The following is a 24648-nucleotide window of genomic DNA, read 5'->3' on the forward strand; positions in this document are numbered from 1 at the left end:
GCGCCATAAGCGGCCAGCGCGCCGCCGCAATGCCGCAAATCGGGACAATTCGGCCGATTTTACCTTTGAGCACCCCTTCCCTGGTGCCGGTTTACGGTCGCGGGCAAGACCGGTAACGTTGCCTCCCAGTGCGACGTGGAGAGTGCCGATGCGGCCAAAGGATCAGATCAACTGGATGCTGACAGACGCGATCGAGGCGCTCGCCCGGGCCGAACGATTGCACCAGAGCTTCCTCAATTTGCACCCGCGGGCAGGCAGCAGCGAGCCGAGCTGGGAACCGCCGATGGACGTGATCGAGACCGACGAGGAGATCCTGATCCTGGTCGCGCTGCCGGGGGTCGATCCCGACGAGGTCGAGGCCGCGCTCGACGGCGGCACGCTGGTGATCTCCGGCCGCCGCATCCTGCCCGCTGAACTGCGCGACGCCCGCATCCTGCGTCTCGAACTGCCGCAGGGCCGGTTCGAGCGCCGCATCGCGCTGCCGACCGGCCGCTACACCATCAGCCGCTTTGCCGCGCATGGCTGCGTCGGCCTGCGGCTCGGAAAATCGAGCTGAGGGATTTCGACATGGCTGCTTCGGACATTTCCAGCTCGACCACGGCATCGGCGCCGATCCCGAGCGACGCACTGATCATCATCGCGGTGCGCTCGACGGTGCTGTTTCCCGACGTCATCATCCCGATCTCGATCAACCGCGCCAAATCCATTGCGGCGGCGCAGCAGGCGGTCCGCGAGCAGCGCCAGATCGGCATCCTGTTGCAGCGCGACCCCGAGGCCGACGATCCCGGCCCGGACGGGCTCTACCGCGTCGGCACCGTCGCCAACATCGTGCGCTACATCACCGGCGCCGACGACACCCATCATCTGGTCTGTCAGGGCGTGCAGCGCATGCGCGTGCTCGACTATCTGCCCGGCACCCCGTTCCTCGCCGCGCGCGTGCTGCAGATCCCGGAGCCGACCACCACCTCGCCCGAGATCGAGGCCCGCTTCCTCAATCTGCAGCGCCAGGCGCTGGAGGCCGCGCAATTGCTGCCGCAGACGCCGCCCGAATTGATCGCCGCGTTGCAGGGCACGACCTCGCCGGCCACCCTCGCCGACCTTGCGACCTCCTACATGGACATCAAGTCGCCTGAGAAGCAGGACATCCTCGAGACCATCGATCTCGTGCCGCGCATGGAGAAGGTCTCGCGGCATCTCGCCGAGCGCATCGAGGTGCTCCGCCTGAGCCAGGAGATCGGCCAGAAGACCAAGGCCGCGTTCGACGAACGGCAGCGCGAGGCGATCCTGCGCGAGCAGATGGCGACCATCCAGCGCCAGCTGGGCGAAGGCGACGGCAAGGCGGCGGAAGTTGCCGAGCTGACCAAGGCGATCGTCGAGGCCAAGATGCCGCCGGAGGCCGAGAGCCAGGCGCAGAAGGAATTACGCCGCTACGAGCGGATGCCGGAGGCCGCCGCCGAATCCGGCATGGTGCGCAGCTATCTCGACTGGCTGATCGACCTGCCGTGGAGCCTGCCCGAGGAGAAGCCGATCGACATCGCGGAAGCCCGCAAGATCCTCGACCAGGACCACTACGGCCTCGAAAAGATCAAGAGCCGCATCATCGAGTACCTCGCGGTGCGCAAGCTCGCGCCGGGCGGCAAGGCGCCGATCCTGTGCTTCCTCGGGCCGCCCGGCGTCGGCAAGACCTCGCTCGGCCAGTCGATCGCGCGCGCGATGTCGCGGCCGTTCGTTCGTGTCTCGCTCGGTGGCGTGCATGACGAGGCCGAGATTCGCGGCCACCGCCGCACCTATATCGGCGCGCTGCCCGGCAACATCATCCAGGCGATCAAGAAGGCCGGCGCACGCAATTGCGTGATGATGCTGGACGAGATCGACAAGATGGGCCGCGGCGTCCAGGGCGACCCGTCGGCCGCGATGCTCGAGGTGCTCGACCCCGAGCAGAACGGCACCTTCCGCGACAATTACCTCGGCGTGCCGTTCGACCTGTCGCGCGTCGTGTTCATCGCCACCGCCAATATGCTCGACGGCGTCCCCGGGCCGCTGCTCGACCGCATGGAACTGATCAGCCTCGCCGGTTACACCGAGGACGAGAAGCTCGAGATCGCCAAGCGCTATCTGGTGCGCCGCCAGCTCGAGGCCAACGGCCTGAAGGCCGAACAGGTCGAACTCGATCCGGACGCGCTGCGGCTGATCATCAAGAGTTACACCCGCGAGGCCGGCGTCCGCAATCTGGAGCGCGAGATCGGCAAGGTGCTGCGCAACGTCGCGGTGCAGATCGCCGAAGGCAGCACGAGTCACGTCACGATCGCGCCGAAGGATATCATCTCGCTGCTCGGCCAGCCGCGCTTCGAGAACGAGATCGCGATGCGCACCAGCGTCCCCGGCGTCGCCACCGGGCTCGCATGGACCCCGGTCGGCGGCGACATCCTGTTCATCGAGGCCTCGCGCACGCCGGGCCGCGGCGCGCTGATGATCACCGGACAGCTCGGCGACGTGATGCGCGAGAGCGTGCAGGCCGCGATGACCCTGGTGAAGAGCCGGGCCTCCCAGCTCGGCATCGACCCCGGCATGTTCGAGAAGAACGACATCCACATCCACGTTCCCGCCGGCGCCACGCCGAAGGACGGCCCGAGCGCGGGTGTCGCGATGTTCACCGCCCTCACCTCGCTTTTGACCGATCGCACCGTGCGCAGCGACACCGCGATGACCGGCGAGATCTCGCTGCGCGGCCTCGTGCTGCCGGTCGGCGGCATCAAGGAGAAAGTGGTCGCCGCCGCGGCCGCGGGCCTGACCCGCGTGATGCTGCCGGCCCGCAACAAGCGCGATTACGACGACATCCCCGCCGGCGCGCGCGCCAAGCTGGAGTTCATCTGGCTCGAGCGCGTCGACGACGCGATCGCCGCCGCGCTGGAGCCCGCCAAGGCGACTCCGGCGGCGGCGGAGTGACTGCTTTATCAACAGCAGGGGGCGTGCAGCAATCTCTGCCACGCCCCCTGGATTAGATTCGCAGGACGGGTAGAGCTAAGCGAAACCCATCGCCTGTGCCACATGTCGCGAATGATGGGTTTCGCTTCGCTCTACACGGCCGAGCGGGCTTCAGCTCTTCTCCATGCAATCTTCGATGTAAAACCAGCGGTCGTCGCCGGTCAGGCCCTTCGACTTCACCTCGGCGCGGCAGGCCTTCAGCTTGGGCTTGTTGGCGACCCACTTCGCCTTCATGTCCTTCAGCTTCTGCATGGTGAGCTTCATGCGCGACGGCTTGGCTTCGGATGGAGCGGTGCCCTGGGCCGAGGCGGCTTGCAGTGAGCCAGCGAGGAGCAATGCGGCAGCAAGACAGATTGCCGGACGAAGCATGACGGAAATTCCCTTGACTATCGGTTCAATGACTATCGATTGAATTCAACATGGCGGAGCGCGGGACGCAAACGTCCCGCGCATCCGGCTTCCAGTCAGAAAATCTTGACCGCGCTTTCCAGCGTCTTGTAAACGCCCCACGCCAGCGGGACCGCGACGAAGGCCCAGAACAACAGCGCCTTGGTGTCGAGGCCGCCCTTGCCGATCCCGAACGATCCGCTTGGCCCGGACGCTGCCGCGCTCGCCGTTTCGGCCTGCAACCTGGCGACCTCGGCCTCACTCATGTGCCACTTCGAATCCACCGGCCGGATTCTGAGATTGCAGATCAAGCCGATGATCAAAAGGCCAGCCAGGATATACATGGTGCGGTCGTAGACCAGCGCACGCTCGATCCCGGCCTGAAGCTGGGCGTCCCTGATATAGCCGACCAGCAGCGGACCGACGACGCCGGCCGTTGACCACGCCGTCAACAGGCGGCCGTGGATCGCGCCGACGAACTGCGTGCCGAAGATATCGGCGAGATAGGCCGGGATGGTCGCGAAGCCGCCGCCATACATCGTCAGGATGATGCAGAAGGCGCCGACGAACAGCGTGCGCGAGCCCATATGGGCGAAGCTCGGCGCCAGCGCGTAGAGCACGATGCCGAGGATGAAGAACGTGTAGTAGGTGTTCTTGCGGCCGATCTTGTCCGACAGCGACGCCCAGAAGAAGCGGCCGCCGATGTTGAACAGCGACAACAGGCCGACGAAGCCGGCAGCGATCGTCGCGATCGCCACCTTCTGCCCGGCATCCAGTGCCGCGAAGCCGACGCCGGCCTTGCCGATCAGCGCGCCGCCGAAGATCTCCTGAAGCATCGGAGAGGCCATCGCCAGCACGCCGATGCCGGCCGACACGTTCATGCAGAGCACCATCCAGATCAACCAGAACTGCGGCGTCTTGTGTGCATTGTCGAGATGCACATTGGCCGAGCTGATCATGCGGTTGGTGGTGGCGGGCGGTGTCCAACCCTCGGGGCGCCAGCCGGCCGGCGGCACGCGATAGCCGAATGCGCCGATCATCATGAAGACGAAGTAGATTGCCGCCATGGCGAGGAAGGTCTGCCAGACGCCGACCGAGGTCGGCGTCTTGAAATAGTTGATGAGCAGGTTTGCCAGCGGCGAGCCGATCATCGCGCCACCGCCGAAGCCCATGATGGCCATGCCGGTCGCCATGCCGCGCCGGTCGGGAAACCACTTCACAAGCGTCGACACCGGCGAGATGTAGCCGAGCCCGAGGCCGACGCCGCCGATCAGGCCGAGGCCGATCCACAGGATCCAGAGCTGATGGATGTAGACGCCGAGCGCGGAGATCGCAAAGCCACCGGACCAGCACAGCGCCGCGACGAAGCCCGCCTTGCGCGGACCGGCGCGCTCCAGCCAGCCGCCGAACATCGCGGCGGAAAGACCGAGCACGACGATGCCGATGGTGAAGATCATCAGCAGGTTGGTGACCTGCCAGTCGCAGGTCGTGGTAAAGAGGTCGCCAAGCACCGAAGGATTCTGGCAGGCGGCCGGCTTATCGATGCCGATCGCGCGCGACAGCGGTAGCCAGAACACGCTCAGCCCGTAGGACATGCCGATGCAGAGGTGGATGCAGAGCGCAGCCGGCGGCACCAGCCAGCGGTTGAAGCCGGCGGTCGCGATCGTCTGTTCCTTGTCGAGGAAACCTGCGCCTGCCGCGGATACACGTCCGGCGCTGCTCACTGTGGTCATTGATACCTCCCCTGCAGCCGCCATTGCGTGAGGCGCGTCTGCGTCTTCGATCCCGTCTCAGCCCTTGCGGTCAACGGCTGCCGGCCGCTCCGCACATTCCCTCGATGCGCCGGGACCAACCACGCGCATGTTCAGAAATGCCAACCCCCGATACGACCGGATATGCCCGACCTCGCAGCCCCTGATCTGGACACATGCCGGCCATCGTCCGCCCATGTGCCCACATCCGGGCAAAGGTTCATCTCCACAACCCGGCGGAGCTTATCAATTCGCGCAGAAGCGGGAACGGGTGTCGATAGGCAAAAGGTAGAAATTCAGCTGCAACTAGCGTGTACGCGGCGATGCAGCATTTGAATTGTCTATCGTTCCATTCGCCTTCTCGATCAGGAAAACGATGCGAACATCGCTTCGCTCGGTGATCTCGACCTTGTCGCCGGTCTCCTGAATGAGCGCCGGGATATCGATCACCGAAAGCGGATCGGTGCAATGCACTTCGAGCAGGTCTCCGGCGATCACGGTCTTCAAGGCCTTGCGCGTCTTCAGCGCAGGCAACGGGCATTTCAGGCCTGTGAGATCGAGTTTCGTCGTTGTCATGGTACGACCATGGCGAAGCCGTCGTGCATCGTCAACGCCAGCCGGCCCATCCCGTTCAGCTTTCGGCCGCAGCCGAGGCGCGCACATCATCGACACCGATCGCGGAACGCAGCATCAATTCGGCAACGGCCGCGATGTCGTCGAGATGCGCAATCGGCAGCCTGGTTTCGACGGCAACGTCGCTGGCAATTCCGACAATGCATGGGTCATCGGGAAACAGCAGCGGCTTGCCATTGGCGGCGCGATGCACCTCGATCTTGTTGAGCGGCTCGCGCTTGAAACCTTCGACCACCACCAGGTCGACGCTCGCCATCTTGGCGAGCAGTTCCGGCAGCCGCGGTTCATCGGCGCCGCGCAGCTCGTGCATCAGAGCCCAGCGCCGCGTCGAGGACACCAGCACCTCGGTCGCGCCGGACTGCCGGTGCACCCAGGAATCCTTGCCGGGCACATCGACATCGAATTCGTGGTGAGCGTGCTTGATCACGGAGATGCGCAAGCCGCGGCCGCGCAGATAGGGGATCACCCGCGACAGCAGGGTGGTCTTCCCGGCACCGCTCCAACCCGCGAGGCCAATCACTTTCATCCGCGTCTCCGAAGGCGTCCAGCGTTCAATGCTGCTTATATCAGCCTTGATGCCAAGTCATGCCAGCCTCCGATATCGTCCGGCTGATCTGCCTTGGGACTGCCTTCGGAAACTTCTGAAGCGCCATGTCCGCAGCTGCCAGGAGTTTTTGCGAGGCGACATCGCCGGTGGCTTCGAAAGCGCGCAGCCAAAACACGAATGCCGGTTCGAGGATGGGGCCGAAGCATTCGTTGAAATTCCGGATATCCCCATGAAATGAATGGTTAATCGGCGGTCCGTATCGCCGTCTCATAAGGCAATCTTAACAGCATCTGCCTTACCTGTTCTCCCGTTCAACGGGAGACCCGTCCAGTGCCCAATCATGATGATGTTCGAGACGCGATCAGTCTGAAGAACCGGGTTCTGGTCACCGGAATCTTCCTGGCGTCGGGCGCGGCATCGCTGATCCTTCAGGTGCTCTGGTTCAAGCAGTTGCAATTCGTGCTGGGAAGCGCGACCGTCTCCGTCAGCGTCACGGTGGCGAGCTTCTTCTTCGGCCTTTCGCTCGGCAGCGCCGTCGGCGGCCGGGTCGCCGACACCGTCGACCGCCCCCTGAAGGTCTACGGATTTCTCGAACTCGCGCTCGCGCTGGTGTCCCTGGCGGTGACCGCGTTCCTGTCGCATTGGCCGACATGGGTGGGCTGGCTGGCGCCCATGCTGGATCTGGAGTCTCCGCTCCGCCTGCCCCTCATGGTCGCGCTGTCGCTCGCGATCCTGTCGCTGCCGACGATGTTGATGGGCGCAACCCTGCCCTTCCTGGTGCGATACCTGACCCGCGCGCAAACCGACCTCGCCAACCGCATCGGCCTGCTCTACGGCTTCAACACCCTGGGTGCGGCCATTGGCACCTTGACCGTCGGCTTCGTCCTGATGGGTCTCGTCGGGATCACGGGATCGAGCCTGATTGCGGCGGCGCTGTATGTCTGCGTCGGCCTCGCGGCGCTGCTCGTTGCGCGCGGCACGAGTCGCCTGCCGCCCTCTCCGGCCACCACGAATATGCCGGCGCAAGCACCAGGATCGCAGCAGGGCAGCACGACCATCCTGATCTGGGTCTTCGCGTGCTCCGGCTTCGTGTCGATCGCCTATGAGGTGGTCTGGTTCCGCTTCCTGACCAATGTCAGCACCTCGAGCGTCTACGCGTTCTCCGGCATGCTCGGGGTCTACCTACTGGGGCTGGTGATCGGCGCCCTGATCTGCGCCAGGCTGCTCGCGCCCCGCAAGGATCAATTGCTGCGCTACTTCGCCGTCACGCAATTGCTGATCGCGGTTGCCGCCACGCTGACCGTCGGAATCCTCGGCAAGGCGCGCACCGTGGGCGTGGTGCTGCATCCGATCGTCTCAAGCCTGCTTCCGGTCCCGGCGCAGGAACTGCTCGGCGGCGACGTTTCATTCTTCCTGATCTGTGCCATTGCGCTGTTGCTGCCGACCACGCTGATCGGCATCAGTTTTCCGCTGGCCAGCGAACTGACCGTGATGCAGATGAGCGCGCTCGGCCGCAGGATCGGCTCGCTCTACGCCTTGAACACGATCGGTGGCGTGCTGGGCTCGCTGGCGGCGGGATTCCTGCTGATCCCCTATCTGGGCAGCCAGTGGGCGCTCACGGTCCTGATTGCCCTGAACGTCCTGCTCTTTGTCGCGACCGCCGTATCGCAACCGGGTCTTCTCCGAGAGAGGAGCCTGTGGCGACAAGGGACGGTCGCCGCAGGCGTCATCGCCGTATCGCTGCTGCTGTTCACCCCGCATTACCTGGAGCGGGTCCTGACCGCGATCGAAGGCGCCAATGTGCTTGAATTGCGGGAAACCCGGCAGGCGACATTTGCTGTGGTCGAGTATCAGGACGGGGCGGCGGGGACCTATCAGCAATTGGTGGTGAACTCGAAAAGCTATGCCAACAACCGCCCCGAGGGCCGACGCTACATGGCCGCGATGGGGCACTATCCCATTCTGCTGCACCCGGGCGCTGTTGAAACCTCTGTCGTGATTTGCATCGGAACCGGAACCACGGTGGGTGCGGTCAGCACCCATCAGGAACTGCAATCGATCGACGCGGTCGATCTGTCCCCGACGGTGTTCGAGTTCGCGCCGCATTTCGTGCCGATCAACAAGCAGTTCTATCAGAATCCCAAAGTCCACCAGATCGTGGCGGACGGGCGCCACTTCCTGCTCGGGACCAACGAGACATTCGACGTCATCACGCTCGAGCCGCCGCCGCCGCATGATGCCGGCGTCATCAACCTCTACACCGAGGAATTCTACGCACTGGCCAAGCAGAGGATGCGTCCTGGCGGCGTGCTCGCACAATGGGTGCCGCTCGATTTCAACCGCGGCATTCTTCCGAAGATGATCCTCAAGGCCATGATGGGCCAGTTCAAGCATGTCTCGCTGTGGCTGCCGTCCAGAATGGAAGGCGTCGCGATCGCCTCCGACGAACCCTTGACAATCGATCCGCGCACGCTCGCCACGCGGATGTCGCAGCCGGCGGTGGCCGAAGACCTGACGGCAAACGGGCTGCGCTCGCCGGAGGATTTCCTGGCCACCTTCATCGCCGCCGATGCGAAGCTCGCGGCCTTTGTCGGAGACGTGCCGACCCTGACGGATGACCGGCCACGCCTCGAATATTACAACTGGTATCCGCTGAGCTCGATCAGCGTCGACGAATTGAAGCGCCTCCGCGAGCCGGTCGAAAACTACCTCGCCGACAAGTCGGTCGACGAGGCCCGTCTCGACACCGCGCGCACGGTCGCCAATGCGATCCTGGACGAGCACCAGGCCACGGCCGAGGGCGACAGATCGGCCGCCGATGCAGCGGTTCGCCTGGCCCTCAAGCTCGCGCCGGACAATTCCTATGTCGACTTCCTGGACCGCAAGCTGCGCGAGTGATCGGGCGGCCTGCGGCGGATCGATCGTCCGCGGGAATCGTAGGATGGGTAGAGCGCAGCGAAACTCATCAATTGGTCCGCGTGGCGAGATGATGGGTTTCGCTGCGCTCTACCGATCCCACGGCTAATTTCCCTGCGCCCTCTGTGAAGAGGGCGAAACGAACGAGCAAAGCTCGGACAGATGATGTCGCGAGGATGCGGACGCATGATCCACAGATCGCGCCACACACTCGCCGTCGTCCCGGCGAAGGCCGGGACCCATTACCGCAAATCTCCGCTGTTGCACGAGGCTGGGGCCGCGAATCCCGTTCATGACCGAATGCGGTGGTTATGGGTCCTGGCCTTCGGTGGATCTGGCACGGCTCACCCGCTACGCCGGCCTGAATCCCGCCCTCACCAACGCCGCGCGCGCCTCCTCCGACGCCAGCGCATCGAGAAAGGCCTGCACCGCGGGCCGCCGCCTGCGCGCCGTCACCACCGCGAAATCATAATGCTCCTCGGCGAGCGGGATGAAACCGAGCCCGGACGCGTGGGCGACCGGCGCGATGGTCATGCCCCAGTCGGCGCGATGCTGAGCCACCGCGGCGGCGACCGCATTATGCGAGCGCGGTTGGTTCCAGTAGCCGTCGGGCCGGCTGCCCGCCAGCAGGCGGTCGATCAGGATGCGGGTGCCGGCGCCCTGGTTGCGGTTGACCATGATGCAGGCGGGATCGGCGAGCGCGGCATGCACCGCCTGCTCCGCGCTCAGACCGGCAAAGCGTGCATCGTCCTTGCGGAACACGATGCCCTGCATGCGCCGCCAGCCCGGCACCAGCTCGAGGCCGTCGGCCAGATACGGCGTGTTGTAGGTCTCGGTCTTGTCGTCGAACAGATGGATCGGAGCGAGATCGCATTCGCCGCGCCTGGCGGCCGCGAGCCCGCCGAGACTGCCGACCGCGATCGAACGCACCACGAGCCCGGCATGCGCCAGCGGCGCGGTGACGAGATCGAGCCCGGTGCAATGGCTGCCGACGATGACGAGATCGGGCACCCGCACATGCGGCGTGAACAGCGTCACCTCGGCCTCGCTGCCGGCCGGCAGCTGGTCGGCAAGTGCCTCGATCTTCAGGAAGCCGTCCGCCTGCGCAAACGACGTGATCGCGCCCGAGCCCTTGCCGCCGGGATAGGCGATCAGGCCGTCGGCGCCTTCGACCAGCGACACCATCACGAACTCGGTACGCCCGAGCTCGGAGGCGATGCGCACCGGCACCTTCGCCGTCACCTTGGCATCGGAACGCGGCGGCAGGCCGGCCATCCGCCGCAGCACCGGCACGATCATGTCGTGGAAGGTGAACATCGCCGAGGTCGGAAACCCCGGCAGGATGACCACCGGCTTGCCGTCGCAGACCGCAAGGCACAGCGGCTTGCCCGGCTTCAGCGCCACGCCATGTGCGATGATCCCGGGCTTGCCGAGCCGGCCAATGATCCGGTGCGAGACGTCGCCGGCGCCCTTGGAGGTGCCGCCCGACAGCACCAGCATGTCGCTGTCCGCCAGCGCCTTGCGCATCGCGGCGTCCAGCATCGCCTCATTGTCGGCGATCGCACCGAGGAACGACGCATCGCCGCCGTTCTCGGCGATCGCTGCCGTGACGATCGCGCCATTGGTGTCGTAGATCGCGGCCGGCCGCAGCGCCTCGCCTGGCTGCACCAGTTCGTCGCCGGTCGACAGGATCGCGACGCGCGGACGGCGCGTCACCTGAACGCCGGCGATGCCGCAGGCCGCGAGCATGCCGATCTCGCGCGAGCCGATGATCGTTCCCGTGCGCAGCAGTGCCTCGCCGCGCGCGATGTCGGAGCCGGCATACGACACGAACTGCCCGGGCGACGCCGCGCGGCGGACCTCGATGGCGCCGTTGCCGCCGGTCTGGCCGACGGGTTGGGTGTGCTCGACCATCACGATGGCGTCGGCGCCGCGCGGCACCGGGCCGCCGGTTGCAATCGCGGTCGCGGTGCCCGGGAGCACCGGGCGGGTCGGCGCGATGCCGCAGGAAATGGTTTCGTCGGTGAGTACCAGTTGCACCGGCGCCCCCTCGCTGGCGCGCGCAAGATCGGCCGAGCGCACGGCAAAACCGTCGACATTTGAGCGATCGAACGGCGGCACGTCGATCGGCGCCACCACGTCCTGCGCCAGCGGGCGGCCGAGCGCGTCGGCGAGCTGTCGTGTCTCGGACGGCAATGGGCGCGGAAACAGCGCCGCCTCGAAGCGCGCGAGCGCCTCCTCGCGCGACAGGATGGTCAGGAACTGGTCCTGCTCGATGGACGGCTTGGGGTTCGGCGTGAAAGTTCTGGTCATCCCGGGAACTCACTCCCGCAACATATAGGCATCGACGGTCGTGCCCGCAGCAAAACCCTCCGCTGCGCCAGGCACGATCAGCAGGGCTTCGGCACGCGCGATGGCATCGAGCGACAGGTCGCCGATCGCCAGCACATTCCAGTGGCCTTGCCGGCGCGTTAGCAGCACGACCTCCGCGACACCGACGCCCGAAGCGACCTTGCGTTGCAGCGGCAGCGTCAGCGATTTGCGCGGGCGCCGGCCCGAGAGGCGATCGAGCACCGGAAGCGCAATCGCCCACCAGGCCGCGAAGGCCTGATCCGGCGCGCCGGGCAAGGCAACCACAGGGATCGGAACGACCCGCCCGACCGCAGCGGTGCGCCCGGGTTGCAGTGCGATGCCATGCGCGATCAGCGTGCCACGCTTCGCCAGCGCATTGACCGCCGCATCCGTGTGACCAACGCCGGTGCCCCCGATCGTGACGATGAGATCGCAGCCTTCCGGATCGAGCGCGCTGGCGATCGCTACCACATCCGGCGTCGCCGTCGTGCAGACGAACTCAGCGCCTGCAAGTCGCGCGGTATCGGCGATCAGTTGCGCGGTCAGCTCACCATTGCCGATATTGACGATGCGCAGACGCGGGCGTCTTACACGCAGCAGCTCAAGTCCGGCCGCCCGCGCGAGCAATAGACCGCGCGGCAGCAGCGGTTCGCCTGCCGGCGTCACCGTACGCCCCGCGGCGATGTCGCTGCCGGCCCGCCGGACGCCCTGCCCCGGGATGGCTTCGGCGAGCACCTGCGGCAATGGACCGGAGTTGTCGACCGCATCGGCATCGACCACGCAATCGGTGTCATCGGGCATCGCCGCGCCGGCAGCGACCCAGGCCGGGAGCTCGGTCAGCGCCAACGGCGCATAGGAGGACGCACCGACCAGATCATTGGCGCGCATCGCCCAACCGTCGTTGACCGCGATTTCGTGCGGCGGATAGGCGCGCGCTGCCGTCATCTCGGCTGCGACGCAGTGCAATGTGTCCGCGAGCGGCAACTCGATCGGCGCGACCGGTGCGACGTCGCGCAGCACGGCCGCCAGCGCCGCATCGAGCGGGGTAAGCGAAGCCGGGAGGCGCTGGGCGGTGACCATGGCCCGCTATGGACTGAATCGGTGGCGAAAGAAACCGGCTTGGGCCGGTCCAGATCCCCGTCATTAGACCGATGGCGCGTTGACGCGGACCCCAAATTAGTTGCAAAAGAAACCAATATGACCGGGTTGCAGAAGCCCGGCACAACCATAATGGCCAATGCGCCAGTTCAGGAGGGAGACAGAATGATCGCCACCAGACTAGCCATGTTCGGGACGCTCGCAGCCGCGCTGCTGGCCTCCTCGACCGCATCGGCGCAGGTATCCGACGACATCGTCAAGATCGGCGTGCTGACCGACATGAACGGACCGGCCTCGACCCCGACCGGACAGGGCTCGGTGACCGCAGCCCAGATGGCGGTCGACGATTTCGGCGGCAAGGTGCTCGGCAAGCCTGTTACGGTGATCGTCGGCGATCACCAGCTCAAGCCGGACATCGGCGCGACCATCGCGCGGCGCTGGTATGACGTCGATCAGGTCGACCTCATCGTCGACGTGCCGGTGTCGGCGGTCGGTCTCGCGGTGCAGAACATCGCCAACGAGAAGAAGAAGCTGTTCATCACGCACTCGACCGGCGCGACCGACTTCCACGGCAAGTTCTGCTCGCCCTATGCGATGCAGTGGGTGTTCGACACCCGCGCGCTCGCGGTCGGCACCGCGCAGGAGGTCGTGAAGCGCGGCGGCGACAGCTGGTTCTTCATCACCGACGACTATGCGTTCGGCCACTCGCTGGAGAAGGATGCCTCCGCCGTCGTGACCAAGAACGGCGGCAAGGTGCTCGGCGCGGTGCGGCCGCCATTTGCGACGCCCGATCTGTCGTCCTTCATCTTGCAGGCGCAGGCCTCGAAGGCCAAGATCATCGGCATTGCCGGCGGCCCGCCGAACAACACCAACGAGATCAAGACCGCCGCGGAGTTCGGTGTCTTCGCCGGCGGCCAGCAGATGGCCGCGCTGCTGGCGCTGATCACCGACGTCCATTCGATCGGGCTGTCGGCCGCGCAGGGCCTGCTACTGACCACCTCGTTCTACTGGGACATGGACGACAAGACCCGGGAATGGTCGAAGCGCTATTTCGCCAAGATGAACCGGATGCCGACGATGTGGCAGGCCGGCGTCTACTCCTCGGTGACCGCCTATCTCAACGCGATCAAGGAGACCGGCACCGACGATCCGCTCAAGGTCGCGGCCAAGATGCGCGAGAAGCCGGTGGAGGATTTCTTCGCCCGCAACGGCAAACTGCGCGAGGACAATCTGATGGTGCACGACCTCTGGCTGGTGCAGGTCAAAACGCCCGCCGAGTCGAAATATCCGTGGGACTACTACAAGATCCTGGCGAAGATCTCGGGCGAGGATGCGTTCGGCCCGCCAGACCCGGCCTGCCCGATGGTGAAGAAATAAGATCAGCGAATGGCGAATAGGGAGCAGCGAATAGATGCGACTATTCGCCACTCACTCTTCGCCGCGCTAGCGCGTCACCCCGATCTCGCGGAAATATCTCAGCACGCCGGGGTGGATCAAATTGAGATCGGGCGCGGCGGCGATGGTGTTCGCCGCCGTGGTCTCGCAAGCCTGGGCGAGCTTCTTGCAGAAATCAGCCTCGACGCCGTGCAGCGTCTTCGCCAGCCGATAGGCAACGTCGTCGGGAAGGCTCTCGCGCACCAGGATGTAGCTCCAGGAGCCGATCGAAGCGATCGCCTCACTCTGCTTCGGGTAGCTGCCGGCGGGGATCGTCAGCGGCTTGAGGAAGCTGTGCTTGGCGCGGACGCGCGCGATCTCGTCCGCGGTCGGCGCGATGAACCGCGCGCCGGTCGGGCTCTCGGCCAGCTTGGTGAAGCTCGGCCAGCCAATCCCGGCGCCCCACAGCGCGGCGACGCGGCCATCTTCCAGCATCGCAGGGCCATCGCCGGCGCGGTCGAGATAGATCGATTTGAAATCCTCGTCCTGCTTCAACCCGATGCCGTCGAGAATGTAGCGCGACAGGATCGGGATGCCGGACCCCTTGGCGCCGAACGCGACCGGTTTCCCGACCAGATCCTGGATCGTCCGGTACGGGCTGTCGGCGCGCACCACGAACATGCCGGGTGCCGAATACATCGCGGTGAGGATCCTGAGTTTCGTCGCCTTCGGCCGGCCGATGCCCATGAAGGCTTCATAGGCCGGCTCGCCGGCAACGGTCGCGATGTCGACGCTATCGACCTCGAGCAGCGGAATGTTCTCGTTGGAGCCCTTGGTGTTGCGCGGCTCAATCGACAGCGTCGGGTCGGCCGCGTTGATCACCTCGGCGAGGGCGTTGCCATAGAGCGGAAAGCCGCCGCCCGGCGTCGCCGTGGCGAAACTGATCGTGGTTTTGGAAATGGTCTTGCCCCCCTCTTGCGCCGCCGCGCCGCCCGCCAGCAGCAGCACGCCGGCGCAGATCATAACAGCGAACTTCATCACGAGCCTCGAGCATTGCACATGAGCCCGACTATCGTCGCACGGGCGATGTCGTAGGCAAAGGCGGCGTTTTGTGAAACCATGACGGCAACGGTCACAAGAAAATGACGGGAGACATGATGATCCGGTTCGCACGTGCCGCGTTGCTTGGTTTGGCCTGCTGTCTTGCTTCGTTCAGCCCCTCATCCGCAGCCGACTATCCCAACCGTCCGGTGCGCTGGCTGATCGGGTTTGCCGCCGGCGGCCCGGTCGACATCGTCGCCCGCATCATGAGCCAGTGGCTGTCGGATCACCTCGGCCAGCAATTCGTGGTCGAGAACCGCGCCGGTTCCGGCGGCAACATCGCGGCCGCCGCCGCGATCAACTCGCCGGCGGATGGTTACACGCTGCTGTTCGTCGCGCCCAACAACGCAATCTCGACCTCGCTCTACAAGAAGCTGCCCTACGACTTCCTGCGCGACACCACCCCGGTCGCCAGCATCATGCAGCTCACCAACATGCTGGTGGTCTCGAACGCGATGCCGGTAAAGACGGTTCAGGAGTTCATCGACTACTGCAAGGCCAATCCGGGCAAGATCGCCTATGCCTCGTCCGGCAACGGCACCTCGGTGCACATGTCGGCCGAGTTGTTCAAGGCGATGACCAAATGCGACATGCAGCACGTGCCGTATCGGGGATCGGCGATCGCCTTCCCGGACATCATCTCCAACAAGGTGCAGCTGATCTTCGACAATCTGCCGTCGGCGCTGGAGCAGTCGCGCGGCGGCAGCGTCCGCGCGCTCGGCGTGACCTCGCCAAAGCGCTGGCCAGGCGTGCCCGACGTGCCGGCGATCGCCGAGACCGTGCCGGGCTTCGAGTCGGTCGGCTTCTACGGCATCTCCGCGCCGAAAGGCACGCCGCCGGAAATCGTCGACATCCTCAACAAGGCGGTCGGCGAGGCCCTGAAGGACCCCAAGCTGGTGGCGCGCCTCGCCGAGGTGGGTGGCATCCCGAAGCCGATGACCCCGGCCGAATTCGGCAAACTGGTGGCCGACGAGACCGAGAAATGGCGCAAAGTCGTCGAGTTTGCCGGCGTCTCGGTGGATTGAAGCAATCCATTGATGCGCTGGTGGGCCCGGCAGGACTCGAACCTGCAACCAGACCGTTATGAGCGGCCGGCTCTAACCATTGAGCTACAGGCCCCGCCGCCTCGCGGGCCGCGGGGGGCGGCCGGCAACGGTGCCGGCTCCGTTTACAGGGTGCGTGGGGTTTCGGCAATGCCGCCCCCCGCCTCCCGGCCCAACACGCAGCCGCGTGTCGCCCGAGACAGAACGGCGGCCGGGCGCCGTTTGCTACCCTTTGGATGCCCTGGTCAGATGCCTCAGCTTTTCAGCGCGGTCACGACCACCTCGATCAACGCCCCGCCGCCGAGATCGGCTACGCCGACGGTGGCGCGTGCCGGCAGGTTATCGCCAAAGAATTCGGTCCAGGCCTGATCCATCTCCTTCTTCTTGGCCAGGTCAGTGACGAAGATCGAGGCGCTGACGACGCGCGTCGTGTCGGTGCCGGCCTCCTTCAGGTAGCCTGCGATCTTGCCGAGGATGTTGCGGGTCTGCTCGCCCATCGAGACGCTGGTGTCGTCGGCGATGGTCCCTCCCAGAAAGACGAAGCCGTTCGCTTCGACGGCACGATGCATGATGGGTGTACGGATGCTGCGGGTGATGCTCATGATGTCCTCTCGTTAGAGCGTTGCAGGATGGAAGCGGTCGATACCGAGATCGCCGATCCGGGTCTGGGTGCCGCCGTTCGTGATCAGCTCCGCCATCACGGCGCCGGCGCCGGGGCCGAGCTGGAAGCCGTGCAGCGAAAAGCCGAACTGGTGATAGAGCCCCTTGTGACGGGCGCTCGGCCCGAACACCGGGAGGTCGTCCTTCATCTTCGCCTCGATGCCGGCCCAGGCCCGCACGATCGACGCATCGCGCATCACCGGAAACAGCTCGAACACCGTGCGCGCGCTGATCGCGAGGCCCTTCCAGTCCAGCATCGTCTCGTTGCGATCCTGGTCGGGTGTCGCCAGATGCCCACCGCCGATCAACACGGTGCCGTTTGAAAACTGTTTGAAAGACAACTTACGGCCGCGCAGGATCACGACGGGATCGATGAAATGCGGCACACGCGAGGTGATCATCAGCATCGGCGCGACGGTCTCGACCGGCACCGGCTCGCCAAGATCAGCGGCGATCCGCCCCGCCCAGGCGCCGGCCGCATTGACCAGCACGGGAGCGGCATAGCTGTCGGCGCCGGCATCGACGTGCCAGAGGCCGTCGCTCTGCCGGATGTTGGTGGCGGCCACGCCTTCGCGTACGATGGCGCCGAGCCGCTCGGCCTTGCGACGGAATGCCGTCGTCGTCTGCGCCGGGTTGGCGGCGCCGTCGCGGCGCGAGACCACGCCGCCGGGACAGCTGTCGGCGACCGCCGGCACCAGCCGCCGCAGCTCGGCCGCGCCGATCAGTTCCTCATGGGTGAAGCCGAGCGCATTCAGCTCCGCAACGCGCGCGCGGCAGGTCGCGAGCTCGTCCTCGTTCTCCGCGACGAGGACCTGGCCGTGGCTCTCGAAACTGCAATCGTCATCGACAAGCTCGGTGATCCTCTCCCAGATTCCCATCGAGCGGATCGAAAGCGGAATCTCGGGAATGTGCCGCGCGAGCTGACGCACACCACCGGCGTTGACGCCCGAGGCATGCCGCCCTGCATAGTCCTTCTCGATCAGCACCGGCTTCATGCCGGCGAGACATAGATGCAGCGCGGTCGAGCATCCGTGGATGCCGCCGCCGACGACGATCGCATCCACGCCTGTGGTCATCCGCGCACCACCGCCTTGACGTCGGTGTCCGTCTTGGCGACGGAGGCGAGCTCGGCGAGCGTGATCGGCTTGACCGGCGCGCGCAGCCGGTAATAGCCGATCTCTTGCGGACTCTTGTCGCGCGCCTGCGCCATCAACTCGGTGACGGTGAGGCCGCAGAGCCGGCCCTGGCACGGTCCCATGCCGGTGCGGCGATAAGCCTTGAGCTGATTGGGACCAGTTGCGCCGATCGCGACCGCGTCGAGGATGTCCTTCGCGGTCACCTCCTCGCAGCGGCAGACGATGGTATCGCCCGACGGAATCCGGAACTGCGGCGCTGGGCGAAACAGCGTGTCGAGGAAGGCCCGGCCGCGCTCGGCCTTGGCGAGATCGGCGCGCAACGCCGCCATCGGCGGCAATCCGGCGGCGGCCGCCGGCGCCAACGACTCCACGGCAGCGCGCGCCACAATCCGGCCGCGAACCTCGGCCGCTCCCGCACCGCCGATGCCGGCACCATCGCCGGCGATCGCGATGCCGGGGACCGACGACGCGCCATTGGCATCGAGCACCGGCGCCCAGCACAATTGCAGCTCGTCCCAGCGATGCTCGGCGCCAGCCGCCATCGCGAGATTGACGTTCGGCACGACACCCTGGTGTAGGAGCAGCAGATCCGCGGCAATCGACCCGCGCTTGCCACCCGCGACATAGCTCACGCTCGCGAGCCGGCCATCGCCAGCCGCGGCGAGTTCGGTGACGCCGGACACCACCCGAACCTTCGCCCGCACCTCGCGCATCATCACGAGACCCTTGGCGAAATAGGGCGAGGTCAGAAAGGCGAAGGCGTGCGGGATCGCGGCGAGATAATTTCCGCGCGCGGTGGTGTCGAGAATGCAGTCGAGACGCCCGCCGAGGCGCAGGATCTGCGCCGCGAGCAGCCACAGCAGCGGACCCTGCCCCGCGATCACAGTGGGGCCGTCCGGCACCAACGCCGACGATTTCAGCATGGTCTGCGCGGCGCCGGCGGTCATCACACCGGGCAGCGTCCAGCCGGGAACTGGAAACGGCCGTTCCAGCGCACCGGTCGCGAGGATCACGCGCGACGCCTTGACGAAGGCCGAGGCGCCGCCGACCGAGATACCGATGTCGAGGTTGCGATCGAGGCTCCAGACCGTCGCGCGCTGAATGACCTCGGCGTTGCTCGCGCGCAGTGCCTGCACGAGATCGGCGCCCGCCCAGTAGTCGGCGCCGAGCTGACCGCGCTCCGTCACAGGCGTCGAGGCGATGGCGCGATACACTTGGCCGCCTGGGCCGATGTTCTCGTCGAGCAGCAGCGTCGACAGGCCGGCTCCGGCCGACGTCGCAGCCGCGGCGAGCCCGGCGGGACCGGCTCCGATCACCACAACGTCGTAGGTTTCGCGCTTGGGGCCCGTGGTCATTTTCCGATCTCCCGCTTGCCCTTCTGAATTTCGATCTGCATGTCCGCGGCAACCGGCACGAGGCAGCCCTGGCGGTTACCGACGCCATCGATGGTGACGAGGCAATCGAAGCACACCCCCATCATGCAGTAGGGCAGACGCGGCGTGCCGTTGACCGCGGTCGAGCGGCGCACATCGCGTCCGGAGGCCAGCAGTGCCGCGGAGACGGTGTCGCCCTGGCGTGCCGCGACGGCCACGCCGTCGACGAAAATCTGCACCAACGGTCGCTTGTCCTGGTCGGAACGTTTGAACATGGAATGCTCTTTCTCGATATCTCTAATAGCCGCTGCGGTTGGCCGCGCCGTTGCCGCCGAAGCGGCCGGCCGAGAAGGCGCCGACCAGTTCGGGCTCCAGCGCGCCCTGGGCGACCATGCGCGCCACGTCGAAGGCGTGATTGGAAGCCAGCGTGACGCCGGAATGGCAGCAGGCCACGAAGGCGCCGGGATGGCTCTCCGACTGGTCGTAGATCGGAAACCCGTCCTGCGGCATGACGCGGATCCCGGCCCAGCTCCTGACCACGTTGAGCCGCGCCAGATGCGGGAACATGCGCTGCGCCCGATCGGCCATCACCGCGCTGACCGAATGCTTGAGCGTGCGATCGTCGAGCTCCTCCTCCCTGCTGTCCCCGATCATCACGGTGCCCTCGTCGGTCTGGCGGATCGTGGTCAGCGGGTGCGGCAGGAACGGCATGGTGCGCTCGGTCACCACGATCTGACCGCGGGTCGGGCCCATCGGCGCGTGGAGACCGACCATCGGCGCAAGCGCCTGGTTGGCGTTGCCAGCGGCAAGCACGACCTTGGCGGCACGCAGCTCGCCTTGCGGCGTCGTCAGCTGGAATTCACCGCCACGCTTGGAGATCGCCGAGACCGGTCGCTCTGGAAAATAATCGACGTCGAAGGCCTTGAAGCCGGCGTGGAACGCGCGGAACGTGCGCAGCGAATTGACATGGCCGTCGTGTGGACAATAGCTGCCGCCCGAGACGTCCGGCCCGATCAGCGGCAGCGCCTTCTTGACCTCGGACGCCGGCAGCATCTGCATCCCGTAGTCGGCAGCGCCGATCTGGTTGTGCATCCGCTTGACGAGATCGGCGCGCTGCCCGAACTCGTCCTCGCCGAGCGTCAGGTGAAAGCCGCCGTTCTGCTGCAAGCAAACGTCGAGCCCGGTCTGCTGCTTGAGCTCCGCGGCGAGCCTGCCCCACGCCTCGGACGCGCGAACCGTCCAGACCGTATAGGCTGGCATGCCCAACCCCTTGCTCTGCACCCAGACCAGCGCGAAGTTGGCGCGCGAGGCGCGTTTGGCGATATCGCCCTCGTCGAGCACCGCGACCGACTTGCCGAGCCGGCCCAGTCCCCAGGCGATGGCGGAGCCGAGCAGTCCGCCGCCGACGACGGCGACGTCATAATCTCCGGACATGAGTTCTCCTATCGTCCCGTGTCGCTCTTGCCGGCGAGCACGCGGTCGAGCCCGTAGAAGCGGTCGAGCAGAATGAGGGCGGTCATGGTGATTGCGATCACGCAGGCCGACACCGATGTCACCAGCGGATCGATGTTGTCCTGGATGTAGAGGAACATGCGCACCGGCAGCGTTTCGGTGCCCGGCGCGGCAAGAAAGACGGTCATGGTCAGGTCGTCAAAGGACTGGATGAAAGCGAGCGCCCAGCCGCTGATCACGCCAGGCAGGATCAGCGGCAGCGTAACGCGGCGGAACAGCGTCCACCCGCCGGCGCCGAGCGAGACCGCCGCCATTTCGACCGAGAGGTCCATGCCGGTGGCGGCCGCCAGCGTCAGCCGTAGCGCGAACGGAAACACGATGACGACATGTGCGATGATCAGCGCCGCAAAGCTGCCGCCCATTCCGACCGAGGTGAAGAAACGAAGGAAGGCGATGCCGAGCACGACATGCGGGATCATCAGCGGCGACAGGAACAGCGCGGCGAGCGCATCGCGGCCGCGGAAACGATAGCGCGCGATCGCGAGTGCCGCCGGCACCGCGAACAACAGCGCCACGAACGACGACAGTGCGCCGAGGCCGAGGCTGACCCAGAAGGCGTGGATGAATTCCGGATAATTCGCGATGGCTCGGAACCAGCGCAGCGAGAAGCCGCCCGTCGGCAGCGACAGGAAGCCCTCCGGCGTGAAGGCGACGAGACAGACGACGAGGATCGGCGCCACCATCACGATCACGAAGATGGTGTGGAAGATCAGCGCCAGCGGGCCGTTCTGTCTCATCGGAACACCTCCGCATAGCGCCGCTCGATCAGCGCGTTGCTGCCGACGACGATCAGCACCAGCGCGACCAGCAGCAGCGTGGCGACGGCAGCTCCCAGCGGCCAGTTCAGCGTGTTCAGAAACTCGTCATAGGCGAGCGTCGCCGCGACCTTGAGCCGGCGTCCACCGATGATCGCCGGCGTCGCGAAGGCGCTTGCCGAAAGCGAGAACACGATGATGGCGCCCGACAGCACGCCGGGCATGATCTGCGGCATGATGATGCGGCGAACGATGGTCAGGGAGCCGGCACCGAGCGACATCGCGGCGTTCTCGATCTGCGGATCGAGCCGCTGCAAGGCGGCCCACACCGAGAGCACCATGAACGGCATCATCACGTGCGCGAGCGCGACGACCATGCCGGTTTCGGTGAACATGAAGGGAATTGGCGTGCCGATCAGTCCGAGCGACATCAATAGCTTGTTGACCACCCCGTTATTGCCGCCGAACAGCAGCGCCCAGCCGAGCGTGCGCGCCACCACCGAGATCAACAGCGGGCCGAGAATGACGAGCAGAAAGAAGCTCTTCCAGCGCCCGCTCATACGATTGAGGATGTAGGCCTCGGGCGCACCGAGCACGGCCGTGAGCACGGTGGTCAGGATCGCGATGCGAAAGGTGCGCCAGAACATCTCGGCGTAATACGGATCGCTCACGATCTCGTGCCAGTTCTTCACGATGAAGACTGGCTCGATGCCCTTGTATTGGCCCCAATCGTGGAACGACAGCAGCACGGTCATCGCCAGCGGAATCAGCAGCACGCCGACGAACAGCATCAGGGCCGGCGCCGTCAGCGCCCAGGGTGCGCGGATGCTGGGTTGCTCCGTTGCCGTCCTCATGCGGCAGCTCCGGCGCGCGCACTCATGTCCTCCGGACGCCAGGCGAGGCGGACCGCGTCGCCCTCGGCCGGTTGGGTCTGGCCGTCGTTCTGGCGGATCACGATCGCCGGGCCGCATTCGCTCTCGCACTGGAACAGCCAGTGATTGCCCTGGAAGATGCGCGTGACGATTTTTGCACAGAGGCCGGTATCGCCGAAGCCGATCCGTTCGGGACGAACGCTGATCGTCACGGGACCGCTGAGCCCGGCAGGCGCCGGCGCGCTCCACGACCCCGCGAGCAATCGCGCGGGCGTGCTGGTGCGGTCGATCGTCGCGGCAAAGTCGTTGGTCTTGCCGAGGAATTGCGAAACGAACGCCGAGGCTGGCCGCTCATAGGTCTGCTGCGGCGTGCCGATCTGTTCGATGCGGCCCTGGCTCATCACCACGATACGGTCGGACAGCGACATCGCCTCGTTCTGGTCATGGGTGACCAGGATCGTCGTGGTGCCGAGCGTGCGCTGGATCTGGCGCAGCTCGATCTGCATCTCCTCGCGCAGCTTGGCGTCGAGGTTCGACAGCGGCTCGTCGAGCAGCAGCACGCTCGGCCGGATCACCAGCGCACGCGCCAGCGCCACACGCTGCTGCTGGCCGCCGGACATGCGGCGCGGATGGCGTTCCTCGTAACCCGCGAGGCCGACCATCGCGAGCGCCGCACGGACCCGTTCGGCGCGCTCCGCTCGCGCCACATTCCGCATCTCCAGACCGAAGCCGACATTCTCCGCCGCGGTCATGTGCGGAAACAGCGCATAGCTCTGGAACACGATGCCGAGCCCGCGCCTGGCCGGATGCACGGCGGTCAGGTCGTTGCCCTCGAGGCGGATCGCGCCGCGCGTCGGGTCGAGGAAGCCTGCGATCATCTGTAGCGTCGTGGTCTTGCCGCAGCCGGAGGGGCCGAGGAAGGAGATGAACTCCCCCTTGCCGACTGCGAGACTGAAGTCGTCGACGACAGTCTGCGCGCCGAACTGCTTGGCGACACGATCGAGCTCGAGATAGGCCATGGACTGACTCCGGTGCGGCGATCAGATCAACGCTCGACCTCGCGATTCCAGCGCTTGGTCCACTCCTCGCGCTTGTCGTTGATTACCGTCCAGTCCGGATTGTAAAGCTTCGCCGCACGCTCGCCGAGCGGAGCCATCTTGCCGAGTTCCGGCGCTATCACGAGCGATTTCAGCACCGGTCCGTAACCATAGTCCTTCAGCATCACGAGCTGGATCTTCGGATCTAGCAGCCCCTTGACGAAGCTCGAGGCAAGCGGCGAGGCGTTGGGCTTGGCGATCGGACAGGCGGTGGTCAATAGCGTCGCCGCGCCTTCCTTCGGATAGACGAAGTCGACGGGGAAGCCGGTATTGGCAAAGCTCTGCACGCGTCCGGAGCCCCATACGGCGATGACGGCCTGGCCGGACTGGAACAGCTCGGTCATCTTGCCCGGCGACGGCTCGTAGGCGAGCACGTTCGGATTGATGTCGTTCTTGAAGATCTTGAAGCCGGCATCGACATTGGCTTCGCTGCCGCCGTTCATCTTCGCGAGCATCAGCAACGCCTCCAGGCCGTAGGTGTTGTTGATCGGCGGGATGACGAGCTGCTTCTGGTATTTCGGATCCTTCAGGTCGTTCCAGGAGGTCGGCGGCGCCCAGCCCTTCTCCGCAAATGCCTTGGTGTTGTACATCAGGCCGGTCGCAACGATGCCGATCGCCACGGCGCGATCATCCTTGAAGCGGGCGGTGTCGTAGATATCGGCCGGAAGTCCGTCGAGCTTGCCGCAGAAGCCGAGCTGGATCGCCTGATACATCGGGCCGTCGTCGACGATGATCACGTCGATCTGCTGATTACCCTTCTGCGCCTGGAGCTTTGCCAACGTATCGGTCGAGTTGCCGGCGACGTATTCGACCTTGACGCCGTTCTCCTTCTCAAAGCCCGGGATCACCTGTTCGCGGATGGTCTTCTCGAACGAGCCGCCATAGCCGGCCACGTAGAGCGTTTTCTGCTGGGCCATGGCGAGCGACGGGATCGCGGCCAGTGCCGCGATGCCGACCGCAGTCAGGAGGCTGAAATTCTTCATGGGACCGATCTCCAATACCGGGATGGGGTGACGTGCCGGCGGGAGCCATCCGCATTCGATCGGCGCCAATTCC

The 24648-nt window shown here is 65.8% G+C and carries 21 protein-coding genes and 1 tRNA gene; 5 read left to right on the plus strand and 17 right to left on the minus strand.

Annotated elements, in window-relative coordinates; translation table 11 throughout:
• Positions 1-148 precede the first annotated feature (148 nt).
• Together CWS35_RS34560 and lon are read left to right on the plus strand one after the other, a co-directional pair.
• Positions 149-556 carry an Hsp20/alpha crystallin family protein gene (locus tag CWS35_RS34560; protein WP_024579860.1) on the plus strand — a complete coding sequence of 136 codons (408 nt, stop codon included), beginning with the start codon at positions 149-151 and terminating at the stop codon, positions 554-556.
• 11 nt (positions 557-567) lie between these two features.
• Positions 568-2946 carry an endopeptidase La gene (gene lon / locus CWS35_RS34565; protein ID WP_100955603.1) on the plus strand — a complete coding sequence of 793 codons (2379 nt, stop codon included), beginning with the start codon at positions 568-570 and terminating at the stop codon, positions 2944-2946.
• A 150-nt stretch (positions 2947-3096) separates the two neighbouring features.
• Here lon and CWS35_RS34570 read toward each other — a convergent pair whose 3' ends face one another.
• The 4 genes from CWS35_RS34570 to mobB form a co-directional block, all read right to left on the minus strand.
• On the minus strand, positions 3097-3354 hold the full coding sequence (locus tag CWS35_RS34570) for a hypothetical protein (protein WP_024579858.1): 258 nt from the start codon (positions 3352-3354) through the stop codon (positions 3097-3099).
• A 95-nt stretch (positions 3355-3449) separates the two neighbouring features.
• The gene (locus tag CWS35_RS34575; protein ID WP_100955604.1) at positions 3450-5105 is read right to left on the minus strand and encodes an OFA family MFS transporter; all 1656 of its coding nucleotides are present in this window, start codon (positions 5103-5105) and stop codon (positions 3450-3452) included.
• A gap of 324 nt (positions 5106-5429) precedes the next feature.
• On the minus strand, positions 5430-5699 hold the full coding sequence (locus CWS35_RS34580; protein ID WP_024579856.1) for a sulfurtransferase TusA family protein: 270 nt from the start codon (positions 5697-5699) through the stop codon (positions 5430-5432).
• 55 nt (positions 5700-5754) lie between these two features.
• A complete protein-coding gene (gene mobB, locus CWS35_RS34585) occupies positions 5755-6312 on the minus strand; it encodes a molybdopterin-guanine dinucleotide biosynthesis protein B (RefSeq protein ID WP_311538769.1) in 558 nt (185 codons plus the stop codon).
• Positions 6313-6633: 321 nt separating this feature from the next.
• Between mobB and CWS35_RS34595 the strand changes: the two genes are divergently transcribed.
• A complete protein-coding gene (locus CWS35_RS34595) occupies positions 6634-9201 on the plus strand; it encodes a fused MFS/spermidine synthase (RefSeq protein ID WP_100955607.1) in 2568 nt (855 codons plus the stop codon).
• Between the two features lie 369 nt (positions 9202-9570).
• Here CWS35_RS34595 and CWS35_RS34600 read toward each other — a convergent pair whose 3' ends face one another.
• On the minus strand, positions 9571-11532 hold the full coding sequence (locus CWS35_RS34600; RefSeq protein WP_100955608.1) for a molybdopterin biosynthesis protein: 1962 nt from the start codon (positions 11530-11532) through the stop codon (positions 9571-9573).
• A gap of 9 nt (positions 11533-11541) precedes the next feature.
• On the minus strand, positions 11542-12651 hold the full coding sequence (locus CWS35_RS34605; protein ID WP_100955609.1) for a molybdopterin-binding protein: 1110 nt from the start codon (positions 12649-12651) through the stop codon (positions 11542-11544).
• Positions 12652-12834: 183 nt separating this feature from the next.
• Here CWS35_RS34605 and CWS35_RS34610 point away from each other — a divergent pair, with 183 nt between their 5' ends.
• Positions 12835-14046 (plus strand): ABC transporter substrate-binding protein, encoded by a 1212-nt coding sequence (locus CWS35_RS34610; RefSeq protein WP_024579850.1) that lies wholly within the window; start codon positions 12835-12837, stop codon positions 14044-14046.
• 66 nt (positions 14047-14112) lie between these two features.
• On the opposite strand, the gene CWS35_RS34615 is transcribed toward CWS35_RS34610, so the two are convergent.
• Complete coding sequence (locus CWS35_RS34615) at positions 14113-15081, minus strand: TAXI family TRAP transporter solute-binding subunit (RefSeq protein WP_100955610.1); 969 nt, start codon at positions 15079-15081, stop codon at positions 14113-14115.
• Positions 15082-15200: 119 nt separating this feature from the next.
• On the opposite strand from CWS35_RS34615, the gene CWS35_RS34620 reads away from it, so the two are divergent.
• Positions 15201-16169 carry a tripartite tricarboxylate transporter substrate binding protein gene (locus tag CWS35_RS34620; protein WP_029878895.1) on the plus strand — a complete coding sequence of 323 codons (969 nt, stop codon included), beginning with the start codon at positions 15201-15203 and terminating at the stop codon, positions 16167-16169.
• Positions 16170-16187: 18 nt separating this feature from the next.
• Here CWS35_RS34620 and CWS35_RS34625 read toward each other — a convergent pair.
• From CWS35_RS34625 to CWS35_RS34670, 10 genes are all read right to left on the minus strand, one after another.
• Positions 16188-16263, minus strand: a tRNA-Ile gene (locus CWS35_RS34625).
• A gap of 178 nt (positions 16264-16441) precedes the next feature.
• Positions 16442-16789, minus strand: coding sequence for a RidA family protein (locus CWS35_RS34630; RefSeq protein WP_024579847.1), 348 nt, complete (start codon positions 16787-16789; stop codon positions 16442-16444).
• 12 nt (positions 16790-16801) lie between these two features.
• A complete protein-coding gene (locus CWS35_RS34635) occupies positions 16802-17923 on the minus strand; it encodes an FAD-binding oxidoreductase (RefSeq protein ID WP_100955611.1) in 1122 nt (373 codons plus the stop codon).
• Positions 17920-19338 (minus strand): NAD(P)/FAD-dependent oxidoreductase, encoded by a 1419-nt coding sequence (locus CWS35_RS34640; protein ID WP_100955612.1) that lies wholly within the window; start codon positions 19336-19338, stop codon positions 17920-17922. Before CWS35_RS34640 ends, CWS35_RS34635 begins: the two co-directional genes overlap by 4 nt.
• Positions 19335-19631 carry a (2Fe-2S)-binding protein gene (locus CWS35_RS34645; protein ID WP_100955613.1) on the minus strand — a complete coding sequence of 99 codons (297 nt, stop codon included), beginning with the start codon at positions 19629-19631 and terminating at the stop codon, positions 19335-19337. Before CWS35_RS34645 ends, CWS35_RS34640 begins: the two co-directional genes overlap by 4 nt.
• A gap of 22 nt (positions 19632-19653) precedes the next feature.
• Complete coding sequence (locus CWS35_RS34650) at positions 19654-20790, minus strand: FAD-binding oxidoreductase (protein WP_100955614.1); 1137 nt, start codon at positions 20788-20790, stop codon at positions 19654-19656.
• An 8-nt stretch (positions 20791-20798) separates the two neighbouring features.
• Complete coding sequence (locus CWS35_RS34655; protein ID WP_100955615.1) at positions 20799-21605, minus strand: ABC transporter permease; 807 nt, start codon at positions 21603-21605, stop codon at positions 20799-20801.
• On the minus strand, positions 21602-22477 hold the full coding sequence (locus CWS35_RS34660) for an ABC transporter permease (protein ID WP_024579841.1): 876 nt from the start codon (positions 22475-22477) through the stop codon (positions 21602-21604). The genes CWS35_RS34655 and CWS35_RS34660 overlap by 4 nt, the downstream gene beginning before the upstream one ends.
• Positions 22474-23514, minus strand: a complete 1041-nt coding sequence (locus CWS35_RS34665; protein WP_024579840.1) for an ABC transporter ATP-binding protein — start codon at positions 23512-23514, stop codon at positions 22474-22476. Before CWS35_RS34665 ends, CWS35_RS34660 begins: the two co-directional genes overlap by 4 nt.
• Before the next feature lie 26 nt (positions 23515-23540).
• Positions 23541-24575 carry an ABC transporter substrate-binding protein gene (locus CWS35_RS34670; RefSeq protein WP_100955616.1) on the minus strand — a complete coding sequence of 345 codons (1035 nt, stop codon included), beginning with the start codon at positions 24573-24575 and terminating at the stop codon, positions 23541-23543.
• Between the last annotated feature and the right edge of the window lie 73 nt (positions 24576-24648).

Origin of the sequence: Bradyrhizobium sp. SK17, assembly GCF_002831585.1 — a bacterium.
Taxonomy (GTDB): Bacteria; Pseudomonadota; Alphaproteobacteria; order Rhizobiales; family Xanthobacteraceae; genus Bradyrhizobium.